The 15,318-nt window shown below is 51.9% G+C and carries 16 protein-coding genes; 15 read left to right on the forward strand and 1 reads right to left on the reverse strand.

Going from position 1 to position 15,318, the window contains the following annotated elements; translation table 11 throughout:
- Nucleotides 1–3: 3 nt before the first annotated feature.
- Complete coding sequence (gene asnA, locus OLG56_RS21925) at nt 4–996, reverse strand: aspartate--ammonia ligase (protein ID WP_000845114.1); 993 nt, start codon at nt 994–996, stop codon at nt 4–6.
- Between the two features lie 150 nt (nt 997–1,146).
- Between asnA and asnC the strand changes: the two genes are divergently transcribed.
- The 15 genes from asnC to glmU all read left to right on the forward strand — a co-directional run bounded on the left by asnC (nt 1,147) and on the right by glmU (nt 15,250).
- Complete coding sequence (asnC, locus tag OLG56_RS21930; protein ID WP_000433016.1) at nt 1,147–1,605, forward strand: transcriptional regulator AsnC; 459 nt, start codon at nt 1,147–1,149, stop codon at nt 1,603–1,605.
- Nucleotides 1,606–1,694: 89 nt separating this feature from the next.
- The gene (gene mioC, locus OLG56_RS21935) at nt 1,695–2,138 is read left to right on the forward strand and encodes an FMN-binding protein MioC (protein ID WP_001518982.1); all 444 of its coding nucleotides are present in this window, start codon (nt 1,695–1,697) and stop codon (nt 2,136–2,138) included.
- Nucleotides 2,139–2,516: 378 nt separating this feature from the next.
- The gene (mnmG, locus tag OLG56_RS21940; RefSeq protein ID WP_061377480.1) at nt 2,517–4,406 is read left to right on the forward strand and encodes a tRNA uridine-5-carboxymethylaminomethyl(34) synthesis enzyme MnmG; all 1,890 of its coding nucleotides are present in this window, start codon (nt 2,517–2,519) and stop codon (nt 4,404–4,406) included.
- Nucleotides 4,407–4,508: 102 nt separating this feature from the next.
- Nucleotides 4,509–5,132 carry a 16S rRNA (guanine(527)-N(7))-methyltransferase RsmG gene (gene rsmG / locus OLG56_RS21945; protein ID WP_001528235.1) on the forward strand — a complete coding sequence of 208 codons (624 nt, stop codon included), beginning with the start codon at nt 4,509–4,511 and terminating at the stop codon, nt 5,130–5,132.
- A gap of 615 nt (nt 5,133–5,747) precedes the next feature.
- A complete protein-coding gene (gene atpI, locus OLG56_RS21950; protein ID WP_000116685.1) occupies nt 5,748–6,128 on the forward strand; it encodes a F0F1 ATP synthase subunit I in 381 nt (126 codons plus the stop codon).
- Nucleotides 6,129–6,136: 8 nt separating this feature from the next.
- Nucleotides 6,137–6,952, forward strand: a complete 816-nt coding sequence (atpB, locus tag OLG56_RS21955) for a F0F1 ATP synthase subunit A (protein ID WP_000135632.1) — start codon at nt 6,137–6,139, stop codon at nt 6,950–6,952.
- 46 nt (nt 6,953–6,998) lie between these two features.
- Nucleotides 6,999–7,238: a F0F1 ATP synthase subunit C gene (gene atpE, locus OLG56_RS21960; RefSeq protein WP_000429386.1), complete on the forward strand. Its 240-nt coding sequence runs from the start codon at nt 6,999–7,001 to the stop codon at nt 7,236–7,238.
- A 59-nt stretch (nt 7,239–7,297) separates the two neighbouring features.
- Nucleotides 7,298–7,768 carry a F0F1 ATP synthase subunit B gene (atpF, locus tag OLG56_RS21965; RefSeq protein ID WP_001052212.1) on the forward strand — a complete coding sequence of 157 codons (471 nt, stop codon included), beginning with the start codon at nt 7,298–7,300 and terminating at the stop codon, nt 7,766–7,768.
- A gap of 14 nt (nt 7,769–7,782) precedes the next feature.
- Nucleotides 7,783–8,316 carry a F0F1 ATP synthase subunit delta gene (gene atpH / locus OLG56_RS21970; RefSeq protein WP_001288957.1) on the forward strand — a complete coding sequence of 178 codons (534 nt, stop codon included), beginning with the start codon at nt 7,783–7,785 and terminating at the stop codon, nt 8,314–8,316.
- 12 nt (nt 8,317–8,328) lie between these two features.
- Nucleotides 8,329–9,870, forward strand: a complete 1,542-nt coding sequence (gene atpA, locus OLG56_RS21975) for a F0F1 ATP synthase subunit alpha (protein WP_001176750.1) — start codon at nt 8,329–8,331, stop codon at nt 9,868–9,870.
- Nucleotides 9,871–9,920: 50 nt separating this feature from the next.
- Nucleotides 9,921–10,784: a F0F1 ATP synthase subunit gamma gene (gene atpG / locus OLG56_RS21980; protein WP_000896506.1), complete on the forward strand. Its 864-nt coding sequence runs from the start codon at nt 9,921–9,923 to the stop codon at nt 10,782–10,784.
- A 26-nt stretch (nt 10,785–10,810) separates the two neighbouring features.
- Nucleotides 10,811–12,193, forward strand: a complete 1,383-nt coding sequence (gene atpD / locus OLG56_RS21985) for a F0F1 ATP synthase subunit beta (protein ID WP_000190499.1) — start codon at nt 10,811–10,813, stop codon at nt 12,191–12,193.
- 20 nt (nt 12,194–12,213) lie between these two features.
- Nucleotides 12,214–12,633 (forward strand): F0F1 ATP synthase subunit epsilon, encoded by a 420-nt coding sequence (locus tag OLG56_RS21990; protein ID WP_001251971.1) that lies wholly within the window; start codon nt 12,214–12,216, stop codon nt 12,631–12,633.
- A gap of 228 nt (nt 12,634–12,861) precedes the next feature.
- Nucleotides 12,862–13,560, forward strand: a complete 699-nt coding sequence (locus OLG56_RS21995; RefSeq protein WP_000009908.1) for a Bax inhibitor-1/YccA family protein — start codon at nt 12,862–12,864, stop codon at nt 13,558–13,560.
- A 319-nt stretch (nt 13,561–13,879) separates the two neighbouring features.
- A complete protein-coding gene (glmU, locus tag OLG56_RS22000; protein WP_061377479.1) occupies nt 13,880–15,250 on the forward strand; it encodes a bifunctional UDP-N-acetylglucosamine diphosphorylase/glucosamine-1-phosphate N-acetyltransferase GlmU in 1,371 nt (456 codons plus the stop codon).
- The last annotated feature ends 68 nt before the right edge of the window (nt 15,251–15,318 follow it).

Consider the following 15,318-nt stretch of genomic DNA (forward strand, 5'->3'; position numbering starts at 1 on the left):
GGCTTATAAAATAGCAGGAATGCTTTCGCGAACCTGAGCGGGCCATACGCCGCACTGTACCTGACCAATATGCGGCAATTGCAGCAGCAACATCGTCAGACGCGACTGCCCAATCCCGCCGCCGATGGTCTGCGGCATTTCGCCGCGCAGCAGCGCCTGATGCCACTCCAGTTGCAGACGATCTTCATCACCGGTCAACGCCAGCTGGCGCATCAGCGTATCGGCATCTACGCGGATACCCATAGAGGAAAGCTCAAACGCATCTTCCAGCACCGGGTTCCACACCAGGATATCGCCGTTCAGACCGGCGTAGCCCAGCTCAGATGCGGAGCTCCAGTCATCATAATCCGGCGCGCGTACATCATGGCGGTGGCCATCGCTCAGTTTACCGCCGATCCCCACCAGGAAAACGGCGCCAAGTTCTTTGGCGATCGCGCGTTCGCGCCCTTTCGCATCCAGATCCGGGAAACGCGCCAGCAGTTCCTGACTGTGAACAAAATGGATCTGATCCGGCAGGAACGGCGCCAGACCAAACTCTTTACTGACCGCGGCTTCGGTAGCTTTAATTCCTGCCCATATAGCCTCTACTGTGCTTTTCAGGGTGGAAAATTGGCGCTCGCCATCGCCCATGACACGCTCCCAGTCCCACTGATCCACATAGACCGAGTGGAGCGGAGAGAGTCGGTCTTCATCGGGGCGAAGGGCTTTCATGTGCGTGTACAGCCCTTCGCCCGCGCTGAAGTCATGTTGCCCCAGGGTTTGACGTTTCCACTTCGCCAGTGAATGCACCACTTCGAACTGGGCGTCAGGCAACGCTTTCACTTTTACCTGCACCGCTTTTTCACAGCCGGACAAATTATCCTGCGTACCATCCCCTACGCGACTCAGGATCGGCGCCTGGACCTCAATCAGACCCAGACGCTCCTCCAGCTGGCGAGAGAAATGTGATTTCACGAAGCTAATTTGACGTTGTTTGGCAATGTAAGCGGTTTTCATTTTTTTACTCCTGCGTCCTGTTGCCTATGATTAAGCAACAAAACGAAAGCACTATTCAATAATCAACAAATAAAAAGCTAACTTCGATTTTGATTCGTTAAAAATAATGGCTAAAATAGAGATAATCATTAATCTGCATAAGAAAAAGCGATGGAAAATTATCAGATCGACAATCTGGACCGCGGCATACTTGACGCCTTAATGGAAAATGCCCGCACCGCCTACGCCGAACTGGCCAAACAATTTGGCGTTAGCCCTGGAACCATTCACGTTCGCGTCGAGAAAATGAAGCAGGCCGGGATTATTACTGGCGCACGGATTGACGTCAGCCCCAAACAGCTGGGCTACGATGTGGGCTGCTTTATTGGCATCATTCTCAAAAGCGCCAAAGACTATCCCTCCGCACTGGCCCGGCTGGAAAGCCTGGATGAAGTGACGGAAGCGTATTACACCACCGGTCACTACAGCATCTTTATAAAAGTGATGTGCAAATCAATCGACGCGCTTCAGCACGTACTTATCAACAAGATCCAAACAATTGATGAAATTCAGTCCACTGAGACACTGATCGTCTTGCAGAACCCGATCATGCGCACCATCAAGCCATGATCGGCTTTTTTAATCCCACATTTTTCCACAGGTAGATCCCAGCTCGTTCACAGAGTACAATGCAGCCTCTTTACCTGAGCGAGCGATCAATGGCAGACATTACTCTTATCAGCGGCAGCACCCTGGGCGGCGCCGAATACGTCGCGGAACATCTGGCGGAAAAGCTGGAAGCTGCCGGTTTTTCAACCGAAACGGTGCACGGTCCGTTATTAGAGGATCTGTCAACTTCCGGGATCTGGCTGATAATCAGCTCAACGCACGGTGCCGGAGACATTCCGGACAACCTGACCCCTTTCTATGAAGACCTTCAGACGCAGAAACCCGATCTTTCCGCGGTACGTTTCGGCGCAATTGGCATTGGTAGTCGAGAATACGACACGTTTTGCGGCGCGATTGAGAAAATAGAAGCGGAACTGAAAGACGCTGGCGCAAAACAGGTTGGGGAAACACTGAAGATCAACATCCTTGAACATGAGATTCCGGAAGATCCAGCGGAGATTTGGCTCGGATCCTGGATTAATTTACTCAAATAAGTGTAAAGATCGTGCGATCCATTGTGGATAAATCTGGTGGAAAGCTTGGATCAACCGGTAGTTATCCAAAGAATAACCGTTGTTCACTTTTTGAGTTGTGTATAAGCACCCGTTTTGATCCCAGCTTATACGGACCACGATCACCGATCATTCACAGCTAGTGATCCTTTCCAACGCATTGATCTTTATTACAGGATCCTGGTTATCCACAGCCTGGCGCGATCCTAATAAGAGATCACAATAGAACAGATCTCTAAATAAAAAGATCTTCTTTTTAATAGCCCGGATCCCGGGGCTTTCTCCATCGGCTAAAGTTGAGTAGAATCCACCGCCCGGGCTTCAATCCATTTTCACACCGCGTTATGCGAGGCAATTACCATGTTTTATCAGGATCCTTTTGACGTCATTATTATTGGCGGGGGTCATGCAGGCACTGAGGCCGCGATGGCCGCGGCGCGTATGGGTCAACAGACTCTGCTTTTGACACACAATATTGACACGTTGGGACAGATGAGCTGCAACCCGGCGATCGGCGGTATTGGAAAGGGACATCTGGTAAAAGAGGTGGATGCGCTCGGCGGTCTGATGGCGAAAGCGATTGATCAGGCAGGTATTCAGTTTAGGATACTAAACGCCAGCAAAGGTCCGGCCGTTCGCGCTACCCGGGCTCAGGCGGATCGAGTCTTATATCGCCAGGCGGTGCGTACCGCGCTGGAGAACCAGCCGAACCTGATGATCTTCCAGCAAGCGGTTGAAGATCTGATTGTCGAAAACGATCGCGTTGTCGGCGCTGTGACCCAAATGGGGCTCAAATTCCGCGCGAAAGCGGTGGTGCTGACCGTCGGAACCTTCCTGGACGGCAAAATTCATATTGGTCTGGATAACTACAGCGGCGGTCGTGCTGGCGATCCGCCATCCATCCCGCTATCTCGCCGTCTGCGTGAGCTTCCGCTACGCGTCAGTCGCCTGAAAACCGGCACACCGCCGCGTATTGATGCGCATACTATCGATTTCAGCGTGTTGGCTCAACAGCATGGCGATAACCCGATGCCGGTTTTCTCGTTTATGGGGAATGCTTCTCAGCATCCGCAACAGGTGCCGTGTTACATCACGCATACCAATGAGAAAACCCATGATGTGATTCGTAATAACCTCGATCGTAGCCCAATGTACGCTGGCGTGATCGAAGGGATCGGCCCACGCTACTGTCCTTCGATCGAAGACAAGGTGATGCGTTTTGCCGATCGTAACCAGCATCAGATCTTCCTTGAGCCGGAAGGACTGACCTCTAACGAGATTTACCCTAACGGTATCTCCACCAGTCTGCCGTTTGACGTGCAGATGCAGATTGTCCGTTCCATGCAGGGCATGGAGAACGCGAAGATCGTTCGCCCTGGTTACGCGATTGAGTACGATTTCTTCGACCCGCGCGATCTGAAACCGACACTGGAAAGTAAATTTATTCACGGCCTGTTCTTTGCTGGTCAAATCAACGGTACTACCGGCTATGAAGAGGCTGCGGCGCAGGGCTTGCTCGCCGGTCTGAATGCCGCGCGTCTTTCCGCCGACAAAGAGGGATGGGCGCCTGCGCGTTCTCAGGCTTATCTCGGCGTGCTGGTGGACGATCTCTGTACGCTGGGCACCAAAGAGCCGTATCGCATGTTTACCTCCCGCGCCGAATATCGCCTGATGCTGCGTGAGGACAACGCCGATCTGCGTTTGACCGAAATGGGCCGCGAGCTGGGTCTGGTGGATGATGAACGCTGGGCGCGCTTCAACGAGAAGCTGGAAAATATCGAACGCGAACGTCAGCGGCTGAAATCGACATGGGTAACGCCGTCTGCGGAATCCGCCGATGAAGTGAATGCGCATTTGACCACGCCTCTCTCCCGTGAGGCCAGCGGCGAAGATCTGTTGCGTCGTCCGGAAATGACCTACGCGCAGCTCACTTCGCTTGCCGCATTCGCGCCTGCGCTTGAAGATGAGCAAGCCGCTGAGCAGGTGGAAATCCAGGTCAAATACGAAGGTTATATCGCTCGCCAGCAGGATGAGATTGAAAAACAACTACGTAACGAGAATACGTTGCTGCCTGCCACGCTGGATTATCGTCAGGTTTCCGGTCTGTCGAACGAAGTTATCGCCAAGCTGAACGATCATAAACCGGCGTCTATCGGCCAGGCATCGCGTATCTCCGGCGTTACGCCAGCGGCAATCTCCATTCTGCTGGTATGGCTGAAAAAACAAGGTATGCTGCGTCGTAGCGCTTGATAACACTAATTTGGCGGGGGCGCTTCGCTTACCCGCCCTACAAATTTGTAGGCCCGATAAGCGAAAGCGCATCGGGCATTTGATTATTAACAGGTAATGACCGTGCTCAACAAACTCTCTCGTCTGCTGGCTGATGCCGGTATTTCTCTTACCGATCACCAGAAAACGCTGCTGGTCGCCTACGTTGATATGCTGCACAAATGGAACAAAGCATACAACCTGACGTCAGTGCGGGATCCCAACGAAATGTTGGTACGCCATATTCTCGACAGCATAGTCGTTGCGCCGTATCTTCAGGGACAGCGTTTTATCGATGTAGGAACAGGACCGGGGCTGCCGGGCATCCCGCTGGCTATTGTTCTCCCTGACGCGCATTTCACCTTACTCGACAGCCTGGGCAAGCGGGTACGTTTTCTGCGTCAGGTCCAGCACGAACTGAAACTGGAAAACATCACGCCGGTTCAAAGCCGCGTTGAAGCCTATCCTTCCGAACCGCCGTTTGATGGCGTTATCAGCCGCGCTTTCGCATCGTTGAATGATATGGTGAGCTGGTGTCATCATCTGCCGGGAGAGAAAGGGCGTTTTTATGCCTTAAAAGGGCAATTGCCAGGGGATGAAATTGCCTCACTACCTGACGATTTTAGCGTCGAATCTGTTGAAAAATTACGCGTTCCGCAACTGGAAGGCGAGCGGCATCTGGTGATTATTAAGTCAAACAAAGTTTAATTTTTATCAAAAAAAATAGAAAAAAAACGACGCGGCTTGTGTTAAAAATCGACAGGTATAACGCATTTCAGCGTTGTTACATTTAACTCTGGATTTACGGTTTCGTTTCAACATGACAACGTCGCTTCTTTTGTTAAAACAGAGAGTAATCAACTTTGTAAATATCAGTCTGCTAAAAATCGAATCGAAAAATCACTTTTGCTTGTTAAATTTTTATTATAAATGTCAATGGGGCGTTTTTAAGGTGTAAGCTGGTATTTTTAAAACAGTACCTGGTTTTACGCTTAAATATCAAAAAGATGAAAAGGCATGAATTGACACGTAAATGAATTGCGTAAGCATGAATATGTTTAATGTGTGATCTGGTGCACGCTTTATCGCCAGTGTTTTCGCGCTATTTGCAGTTTTGTACGATCGTTCACACTTTGGCTAAAAGTTAAAAATGCGGGCCAGAGAAAAATATTTAAACATTTATTCACCTTTTGGCTACTTATTGTTTGAAATCACGGGTGCGCACCGTATAATTTGACCGCTTTTTGATGCTTGACTCTAAGTCTTAAAGAACGTTTTATACGACACGCGGCATACCTCGAAGTGAGCAGGAGTAAAAACGTGATGTCTGTGTCGCTCGTGAGTCGAAACGTTGCTCGTAAGCTTCTGTTCATTCAGTTTCTGGCGGTAATAGCAAGTGGATTGCTGTTTTGCCTCAAAGACCCCTTCTGGGGCATCTCCGCAGTATGTGGGGGATTGGCAGTGGCACTGCCTAATATGTTGTTTATGATATTTGCCTGGCGTCACCAGGCGCATACACCTGCTAAGGGCCGCGTGTCCTGGACTTTCGCCTTCGGTGAAGCCTTCAAGGTGTTAGCGATGCTGGTTTTACTGGTGGTGGCGTTGGCGGTTTTAAAGGCGGTGTTTTTGCCGCTGATCGTTACGTGGGTTTTGGTGCTGGTGGTTCAGATACTGGCGCCGGCTGTAATTAACAACAAAGGGTAAAAGGCATCATGGCTTCAGAAAATATGACGCCGCAGGAATACATAGGACACCATCTGAATAACCTTCAGCTGGACCTGCGTACTTTCTCGCTGGTGGATCCGCAGAACCCCCCAGCCACCTTCTGGACGCTCAATATTGACTCCATGTTCTTCTCGGTGGTGCTGGGTCTGTTGTTTCTGGTGATGTTCCGTAGCGTTGCTAAAAAAGCGACCAGCGGCGTGCCAGGCAAGTTTCAGACCGCGATTGAGCTGATAGTCGGCTTTGTGCATGGCAGCGTCAAAGACATGTACCATGGCAAAAGCAAGCTGATTGCGCCGCTGGCCCTGACAATTTTCGTCTGGGTATTCCTTATGAACCTGATGGACTTACTGCCTATCGACCTGCTGCCGTATATCGCTGAGCATTGGCTGGGTCTGCCGGCAACGCGCGTGGTGCCGTCTGCTGACGTCAACATCACCCTGTCGATGGCGCTGGGCGTATTCATCCTTATTCTGTTCTACAGCATCAAAATGAAAGGCATCGGCGGCTTCGCTAAAGAGTTGACGCTGCAGCCGTTCAATCACTGGGCGTTCATTCCTGTCAACTTAATCCTTGAAGGGGTAAGTCTGCTGTCCAAACCGGTTTCTCTCGGTCTGCGACTGTTCGGCAACATGTATGCCGGTGAGCTGATTTTCATTCTGATTGCTGGTCTGTTGCCGTGGTGGTCACAGTGGATTCTGAATGTGCCGTGGGCCATTTTCCACATCCTGATTATTACGCTGCAAGCCTTCATTTTCATGGTTCTGACGATTGTCTATCTGTCGATGGCGTCCGAAGAGCATTAATTTACCAACACTACTACGTTTTAACTGAAACAAACTGGAGACTGTCATGGAAAACCTGAATATGGATCTGCTGTACATGGCTGCCGCTGTGATGATGGGTCTGGCGGCAATCGGTGCTGCGATCGGTATCGGCATCCTCGGGGGTAAATTCCTGGAAGGCGCGGCGCGTCAACCTGATCTGATTCCTCTGCTGCGTACTCAGTTCTTTATCGTTATGGGTCTGGTGGATGCTATCCCGATGATCGCTGTAGGTCTGGGTCTGTACGTGATGTTCGCTGTCGCGTAGTAAGCGTTGCTTGAATTAAGAGCAATATCAGAAGGTTAACTAGATAGAGGCATTGTGCTGTGAATCTTAACGCAACAATCCTCGGCCAGGCCATCGCGTTTATTCTCTTTGTCTGGTTTTGCATGAAGTACGTATGGCCGCCGTTAATGGCAGCCATCGAGAAACGTCAGAAAGAAATTGCTGACGGTCTCGCTTCTGCTGAACGAGCACATAAGGATCTTGACCTTGCAAAGGCCAGCGCGACCGACCAGCTGAAAAAAGCGAAAGCGGAAGCTCAGGTAATCATCGAGCAGGCAAACAAACGCCGCGCTCAGATCCTGGACGAAGCCAAAACTGAAGCAGAGCAGGAACGTACTAAAATCGTGGCGCAGGCGCAGGCGGAAATTGAAGCCGAGCGTAAACGCGCCCGTGAAGAGCTGCGTAAGCAAGTTGCTATCCTGGCTGTTGCTGGCGCCGAGAAGATCATCGAACGTTCCGTGGATGAAGCTGCTAACAGCGACATCGTGGATAAACTTGTCGCTGAACTGTAAGGAGGGAGGGGCTGATGTCTGAATTTGTTACGGTAGCTCGCCCCTACGCCAAAGCAGCTTTTGACTTTGCCGTTGAACACCAAAGTGTAGAGCGCTGGCAGGATATGCTGGCGTTTGCCGCCGAGGTAACCAAGAACGAACAAATGGCAGAGCTTCTCTCTGGCGCGCTGGCGCCGGAAACGCTCGCTGAGTCGTTTATCGCAGTCTGCGGTGAGCAGTTAGACGAAAACGGTCAGAACCTGATTCGGGTGATGGCTGAAAATAATCGTCTGAACGCGCTCCCGGATGTTCTGGAGCAGTTTATTCATCTGCGTGCCGCCAGTGAAGCTACCTCCGAGGTAGAAGTTACGTCGGCAACCGCATTGAGTGAAGAGCAGCTTTCGAAAATCAGCGCCGCGATGGAAAAACGTCTGTCACGCAAAGTGAAGCTGAATTGCAAAATCGATAAGTCTGTAATGGCAGGCGTTATCATCCGGGCGGGTGATATGGTCATTGATGGCAGCGTACGCGGCCGTCTTGAGCGCCTTGCAGACGTCTTGCAGTCTTAAGGGGACTGGAGCATGCAACTGAATTCCACCGAAATCAGCGAACTGATCAAGCAGCGCATTGCTCAGTTCAATGTGGTGAGCGAAGCTCACAACGAAGGTACTATTGTTTCTGTCAGTGACGGTGTTATCCGCATTCACGGCCTGGCCGATTGTATGCAGGGTGAAATGATCTCCCTGCCGGGTAACCGTTACGCTATCGCATTGAACCTGGAGCGCGACTCCGTGGGTGCGGTAGTCATGGGTCCATACGCTGACCTTGCCGAAGGCATGAAGGTTAAATGTACGGGTCGTATCCTGGAAGTTCCGGTTGGCCGCGGCCTGCTGGGACGTGTGGTAAACACCCTGGGTGCGCCAATCGACGGTAAAGGTCCGGTTGATAATGACGGCTTCTCTGCCGTTGAAGCGATTGCGCCGGGCGTTATCGATCGTCAGTCTGTCGATCAGCCGGTGCAGACCGGCTATAAAGCCGTTGACTCCATGATCCCAATCGGTCGTGGTCAGCGTGAACTGATCATCGGTGACCGTCAGACCGGTAAAACCGCGCTGGCTATCGACGCCATCATCAACCAGCGCGATTCCGGCATTAAATGTATCTATGTCGCTATCGGCCAGAAAGCGTCCACCATCTCTAACGTGGTGCGCAAACTGGAAGAACACGGCGCGCTGGCTAACACCATTGTTGTGGTGGCGACCGCGTCCGAATCCGCTGCGCTGCAATACCTGGCGCCATATGCCGGTTGCGCAATGGGCGAATACTTCCGCGACCGCGGCGAAGATGCGCTGATCATTTACGATGACCTGTCTAAACAGGCTGTTGCTTACCGTCAGATCTCCCTGCTGCTCCGTCGTCCGCCAGGACGTGAAGCATTCCCGGGCGACGTATTCTACCTCCACTCTCGTCTGCTGGAGCGTGCTGCGCGTGTTAACGCCGACTACGTCGAAGCCTTCACCAAAGGTGAAGTGAAAGGGAAAACCGGCTCTCTGACCGCGCTGCCGATTATCGAAACGCAGGCAGGTGACGTTTCCGCGTTCGTTCCGACCAACGTAATTTCCATTACCGATGGTCAGATCTTCCTGGAATCTAACCTGTTTAACGCCGGTATTCGTCCTGCGGTTAACCCGGGTATCTCGGTATCCCGTGTAGGTGGCGCAGCCCAGACCAAGATCATGAAAAAACTGTCCGGTGGTATTCGTACCGCGCTGGCGCAGTATCGTGAACTGGCGGCGTTCTCTCAGTTTGCATCCGACCTTGACGATGCCACCCGTAAACAGCTTGACCACGGTCAGAAAGTGACCGAACTGCTGAAACAGAAACAGTATGCGCCGATGTCCGTCGCGCAGCAGTCTCTGGTTCTGTTCGCAGCAGAACGTGGTTATCTGGCGGATGTCGAACTGGCGAAAATCGGTAGCTTCGAAGCCGCACTGCTGGCTTACGTCGACCGTGATCACGCTCTGCTGATGCAAGAGATCAACCAGTCCGGTGGCTATAACGACGAAATCGAAGGCAAGCTGAAAGGCATCCTCGATTCCTTCAAAGCAACCCAGTCCTGGTAACGTCTGGCGGCTTGCCTTAGGGCAGGCCGTAAGGCATTGAGGAGAAGCTCATGGCCGGCGCAAAAGAGATACGTAGTAAGATCGCAAGCGTCCAGAACACGCAAAAGATCACTAAAGCGATGGAGATGGTCGCCGCTTCCAAAATGCGTAAATCGCAGGATCGCATGGCGGCCAGCCGTCCTTATGCAGAGACCATGCGCAAAGTGATTGGTCACCTTGCGAACGGTAATCTGGAATATAAGCACCCCTACCTGGAAGAGCGCGACGTTAAGCGCGTGGGCTACCTGGTAGTGTCGACCGACCGTGGTTTGTGCGGTGGCTTGAACATTAACCTGTTCAAAAAGCTGCTGGCGGATATGAAGGCATGGTCCGATAAAGGCGTTCAGTGCGAACTCGCAATGATCGGCTCTAAGGGCGTGTCATTCTTTAATTCCGTAGGCGGCAACGTTGTCGCTCAGGTGACAGGTATGGGGGATAACCCTTCTCTGTCCGAACTGATCGGTCCGGTTAAAGTGATGTTGCAGGCCTACGACGAAGGCCGTCTGGACAAGCTTTACATTGTCAGCAACAAATTTATTAACACCATGTCTCAGGTGCCGACGATCACTCAACTGCTGCCGTTGCCGGCGTCAGAAGATGATGATCTGAAGCGTAAAGCCTGGGATTACCTGTATGAACCAGACCCAAAAGCGCTGCTGGATACTCTCCTGCGTCGTTATGTGGAGTCTCAGGTTTATCAGGGCGTGGTAGAAAACCTGGCCAGCGAGCAGGCCGCACGAATGGTGGCGATGAAAGCCGCAACCGATAATGGCGGCAGCCTGATTAAAGAGCTGCAGTTGGTATACAACAAAGCTCGTCAGGCCAGCATTACTCAGGAACTCACCGAGATCGTCTCGGGGGCCGCCGCGGTTTAACCAGGTTATTTCGTAGAGGATTTAAGATGGCTACTGGAAAGATTGTCCAGGTAATCGGCGCCGTGGTCGACGTCGAGTTCCCTCAGGATGCCGTACCACGCGTGTACGATGCCCTTGAGGTGCAGAATGGTAATGAGAAGCTGGTGCTGGAAGTTCAGCAGCAGCTTGGCGGCGGTATTGTGCGTACCATCGCGATGGGGTCTTCTGACGGTCTGCGTCGCGGTCTGGATGTAAAAGATCTCGAACACCCGATCGAAGTCCCGGTAGGTAAAGCCACGCTGGGTCGTATCATGAACGTCCTGGGCGAACCGGTCGACATGAAAGGCGAGATCGGCGAAGAAGAGCGTTGGGCGATTCACCGCGCAGCGCCTTCCTACGAAGAGTTGTCAAACTCTCAGGAACTGCTGGAAACCGGTATCAAAGTTATCGACCTGATGTGTCCGTTCGCGAAGGGCGGTAAAGTCGGTCTGTTCGGTGGTGCGGGTGTAGGTAAAACCGTAAACATGATGGAGCTTATTCGTAACATCGCGATCGAGCACTCCGGTTACTCAGTGTTTGCGGGCGTAGGTGAACGTACTCGTGAGGGTAACGACTTCTACCACGAAATGACCGACTCCAACGTTATCGATAAAGTATCCCTGGTGTATGGCCAGATGAACGAGCCGCCGGGAAACCGTCTGCGCGTTGCACTGACCGGCCTGACCATGGCGGAGAAATTCCGTGACGAAGGTCGTGACGTACTGCTGTTCGTCGATAACATCTATCGTTACACCCTGGCCGGTACGGAAGTATCCGCACTGCTGGGCCGTATGCCTTCCGCAGTAGGTTACCAGCCGACTCTGGCTGAAGAGATGGGCGTTCTGCAGGAACGTATCACCTCCACCAAAACCGGTTCTATCACCTCCGTACAGGCGGTATACGTACCGGCGGATGACTTGACTGACCCGTCTCCAGCCACCACCTTTGCGCACTTAGATGCAACCGTGGTACTGAGCCGTCAGATCGCATCCCTGGGTATCTACCCGGCCGTTGACCCGCTGGACTCCACCAGCCGTCAGCTGGATCCGCTGGTTGTTGGTCAGGAACACTACGACACCGCGCGTGGCGTTCAGTCCATCCTGCAGCGTTATCAGGAACTGAAAGACATCATCGCCATCCTCGGTATGGATGAACTGTCTGAAGAAGATAAACTGGTGGTAGCTCGCGCGCGTAAAATTCAGCGCTTCCTGTCCCAGCCGTTCTTCGTGGCGGAAGTATTTACCGGTTCTCCGGGCAAATACGTTTCCCTGAAAGACACCATCCGTGGCTTTAAAGGCATTATGGAAGGCGAATACGATCACCTGCCGGAGCAGGCGTTCTACATGGTCGGTTCCATCGACGAAGCCGTGGAAAAAGCCAAAAAACTTTAACGCCTTAATCGGAGGGTGATATGGCAATGACTTACCACCTGGATGTCGTCAGCGCGGAGCAACAAATGTTCTCCGGTCTGGTCGAGAAAATCCAGGTTACGGGTAGCGAAGGCGAACTGGGGATTTACCCGGGGCACGCGCCGCTGCTCACCGCCATTAAGCCTGGTATGATTCGCATCGTTAAGCAGCACGGTCATGAAGAGTTTATCTATCTGTCCGGCGGCATTCTGGAAGTGCAGCCTGGCAGCGTGACCGTTCTGGCGGATACCGCGATTCGCGGTCAGGATCTCGACGAAGCGCGAGCCCTGGAAGCGAAGCGTAAAGCCGAAGAGCACATTAAGAGCTCGCACGGTGACGTGGATTACGCTCAGGCGTCTGCGGAACTGGCCAAAGCGATCGCTAAACTGCGCGTTATCGAGTTGACCAAAAAAGCGATGTAACACCGGCTTGAAAGCATAAAACCAGTCTGATTGCGGACTGGTTTTTTTTATCCTCTCAATTTTTATTCGATAAACTAGCAACGACAAAAACAAGCGGCTGAAGGCGACGCGTTTTCAGCGACAGCGCTGTTTTCATTAAATCCTTCTTTCTGGCATTGGCATCTGCACATTGTGCGAAGAAGGAAGGAATGGATGCGTTTTTATTGCATAAAATGAGGGATTATTACTATGTCATTTCAGCCATCCTTTGCGGGTCCACAACCCGACTCAAGGATTGATCGTACTACCTTTATTCGTCGCGCTTATCTTCATCTCGCCGTCGCCATCGTCGGTTTTATCGTGTTGAGCGCGGCGTGGAGTTTTATAGGGGTCGGGGAGTATGCGCTTGATGTGCTGCTGGCTGGTGGAAGATATAGCTGGTTGGTTGTTCTCGGCGCTTTTATGCTGGTGGGAATGCTGGCGACCCGTCTGGCGGATAATGCGGGGACTAATCAAACGCAACTTATCGGGCTGGGGATTTATGTGTTGGCAGAATCCCTGATTTTTGCCCCCTTGTTAACGGTGGCGGCGTATATTAACCCGTCGAGTATTGGCGCGGCGGCAATAACGACTCTGTTGCTGGTCGGCGGCCTGACGTTTACCGCTTTTTCCATAAAAAAAGACTTTTCTTTTCTGCGCTCGTTTCTGACTATGGCTGGGTTCATTGCTTTTGGCGCGATTATTGCCAGCGTCATCTGCGGCTTCTCGCTGGGCGTCTGGTTTTCTGCGCTAATGGTACTGCTGTGCGCCGGGTTTATACTTTACGACACTTCTAACATTATTCACCATTACCCTACCGATCGCCCTGCTGGCGCGGCATTACATCTGTTTGCTTCTATCGCGACCATGTTCTGGTATATTTTGCGGATTTTTATGTCGCGTAATTAAGTAAAAAATACGCGCAACGGAAAACCAGCGGCCTCTGTCGCTGGTTTTTGCTTTTCTGACTCCCCTGCGCTTTATTACGTTATCTTCTTTATTTATGGAGTAAAAAAACAGCAAAAACATCGGACTACGTTGCCAATACGCGGGTATTTTTACTTTTCAGGAGACAAGAGGCGCGGTAATGAACGAAAATGATTCATTAGCAGGCGGGGATGTTATCCCGGTGAGCGTTTTATCCTTCTTCCATTTTACGATGAAAAAAATGTAGTATTTTCAACGTGAAACAGTATAAATTCGTTCTCAAATTACAGTCAGGACGCGTATGTTAAATAGTGCTATGAGCGTAGTGATCCTTGCCGCAGGTAAAGGCACGCGCATGTATTCCGATATTCCTAAAGTGCTGCACACGCTGGCGGGTAAACCCATGGTGCAGCATGTCATTGATGCAGCAACTAAATTAGGGGCCGCACAGGTTCATCTGGTCTATGGCCACGGTGGTGAGTTGTTAAAACAGACCCTGAAAGATGACAAGCTGAACTGGGTGCTTCAGGCGGAACAGTTGGGAACAGGTCACGCAATGCAGCAGGCCGCGCCCTTCTTTAGCGACGATGAAGATATTTTAATGCTTTACGGCGACGTGCCGCTGATTTCGGTTGAAACCTTACAGCGCCTGCGCGATGCCAAACCGCAGGGTGGTATTGGGTTATTAACCGTGAAGCTGGACGATCCGAGCGGCTATGGCCGTATTACGCGTGAAAACGGTAAAGTGACCGGCATCGTTGAACATAAAGACGCCACTGATGAACAGCGTCAGATCCAGGAAATTAACACCGGTATTCTGATCGCCAACGGCGCGGACCTGAAACGCTGGTTGTCTAAGCTGACTAACAATAATGCGCAGGGTGAATATTACATCACTGATATCATTGCGCTGGCTTATCATGAAGGACGGGAAATCGCCGCGGTGCATCCGGCTCGCATCAGCGAAACGGACGGCGTGAATAACCGTCTACAGCTTTCTCGTCTGGAGCGTATTTACCAGGCCGAACAGGCGGAGAAACTGCTGCTGGCAGGGGTGATGCTTCGTGATCCGGCACGTTTTGATCTGCGCGGTAATCTGGTTCACGGGCGTGATGTGGAAATTGACGCTAACGTTATCATCGAAGGTAACGTGACGTTCGGTCACCGCGTGAAGATCGGCGCGGGCTGCATTATTAAAAACAGCGTTATTGGCGATGACTGCGAAATTAGCCCATACAGCGTGGTGGAAGATGCGCATCTGGAGGCGGCCTGCACCATCGGCCCGTTTGCTCGCCTGCGTCCCGGCGCGGAGCTGTTAGCGGGCGCTCACGTCGGCAATTTTGTTGAAATGAAAAAAGCGCGTCTGGGTAAAGGTTCTAAGGCCGGTCATCTGACCTACCTGGGCGATGCGGAAATTGGCGACAACGTGAATATCGGCGCGGGGACCATCACCTGTAACTATGATGGCGCGAACAAATTCAAAACGGTTATTGGCGACGATGTGTTTGTCGGCTCCGATACCCAACTGGTGGCGCCGGTTACTGTTGGTAAAGGGGCCACCATCGCCGCAGGGACTACCGTCACCCGTAACGTAGCTGACAATGAACTGGTATTAAGCCGCGTGCCGCAGGTGCATAAGCAAGGCTGGCAGCGTCCGGTGAAGAAAAAGTGATTTTGTAGGCCGGATAAGCGTCAGCGCCATCCGGCAGACCGGAGATGAGAGGATAAAATAATCCTCCG

This window comes from Salmonella sp. 2018103, from assembly GCF_026247685.1.
In the GTDB taxonomy this organism is placed as follows: Bacteria; Pseudomonadota; Gammaproteobacteria; order Enterobacterales; family Enterobacteriaceae; genus Salmonella; species Salmonella enterica.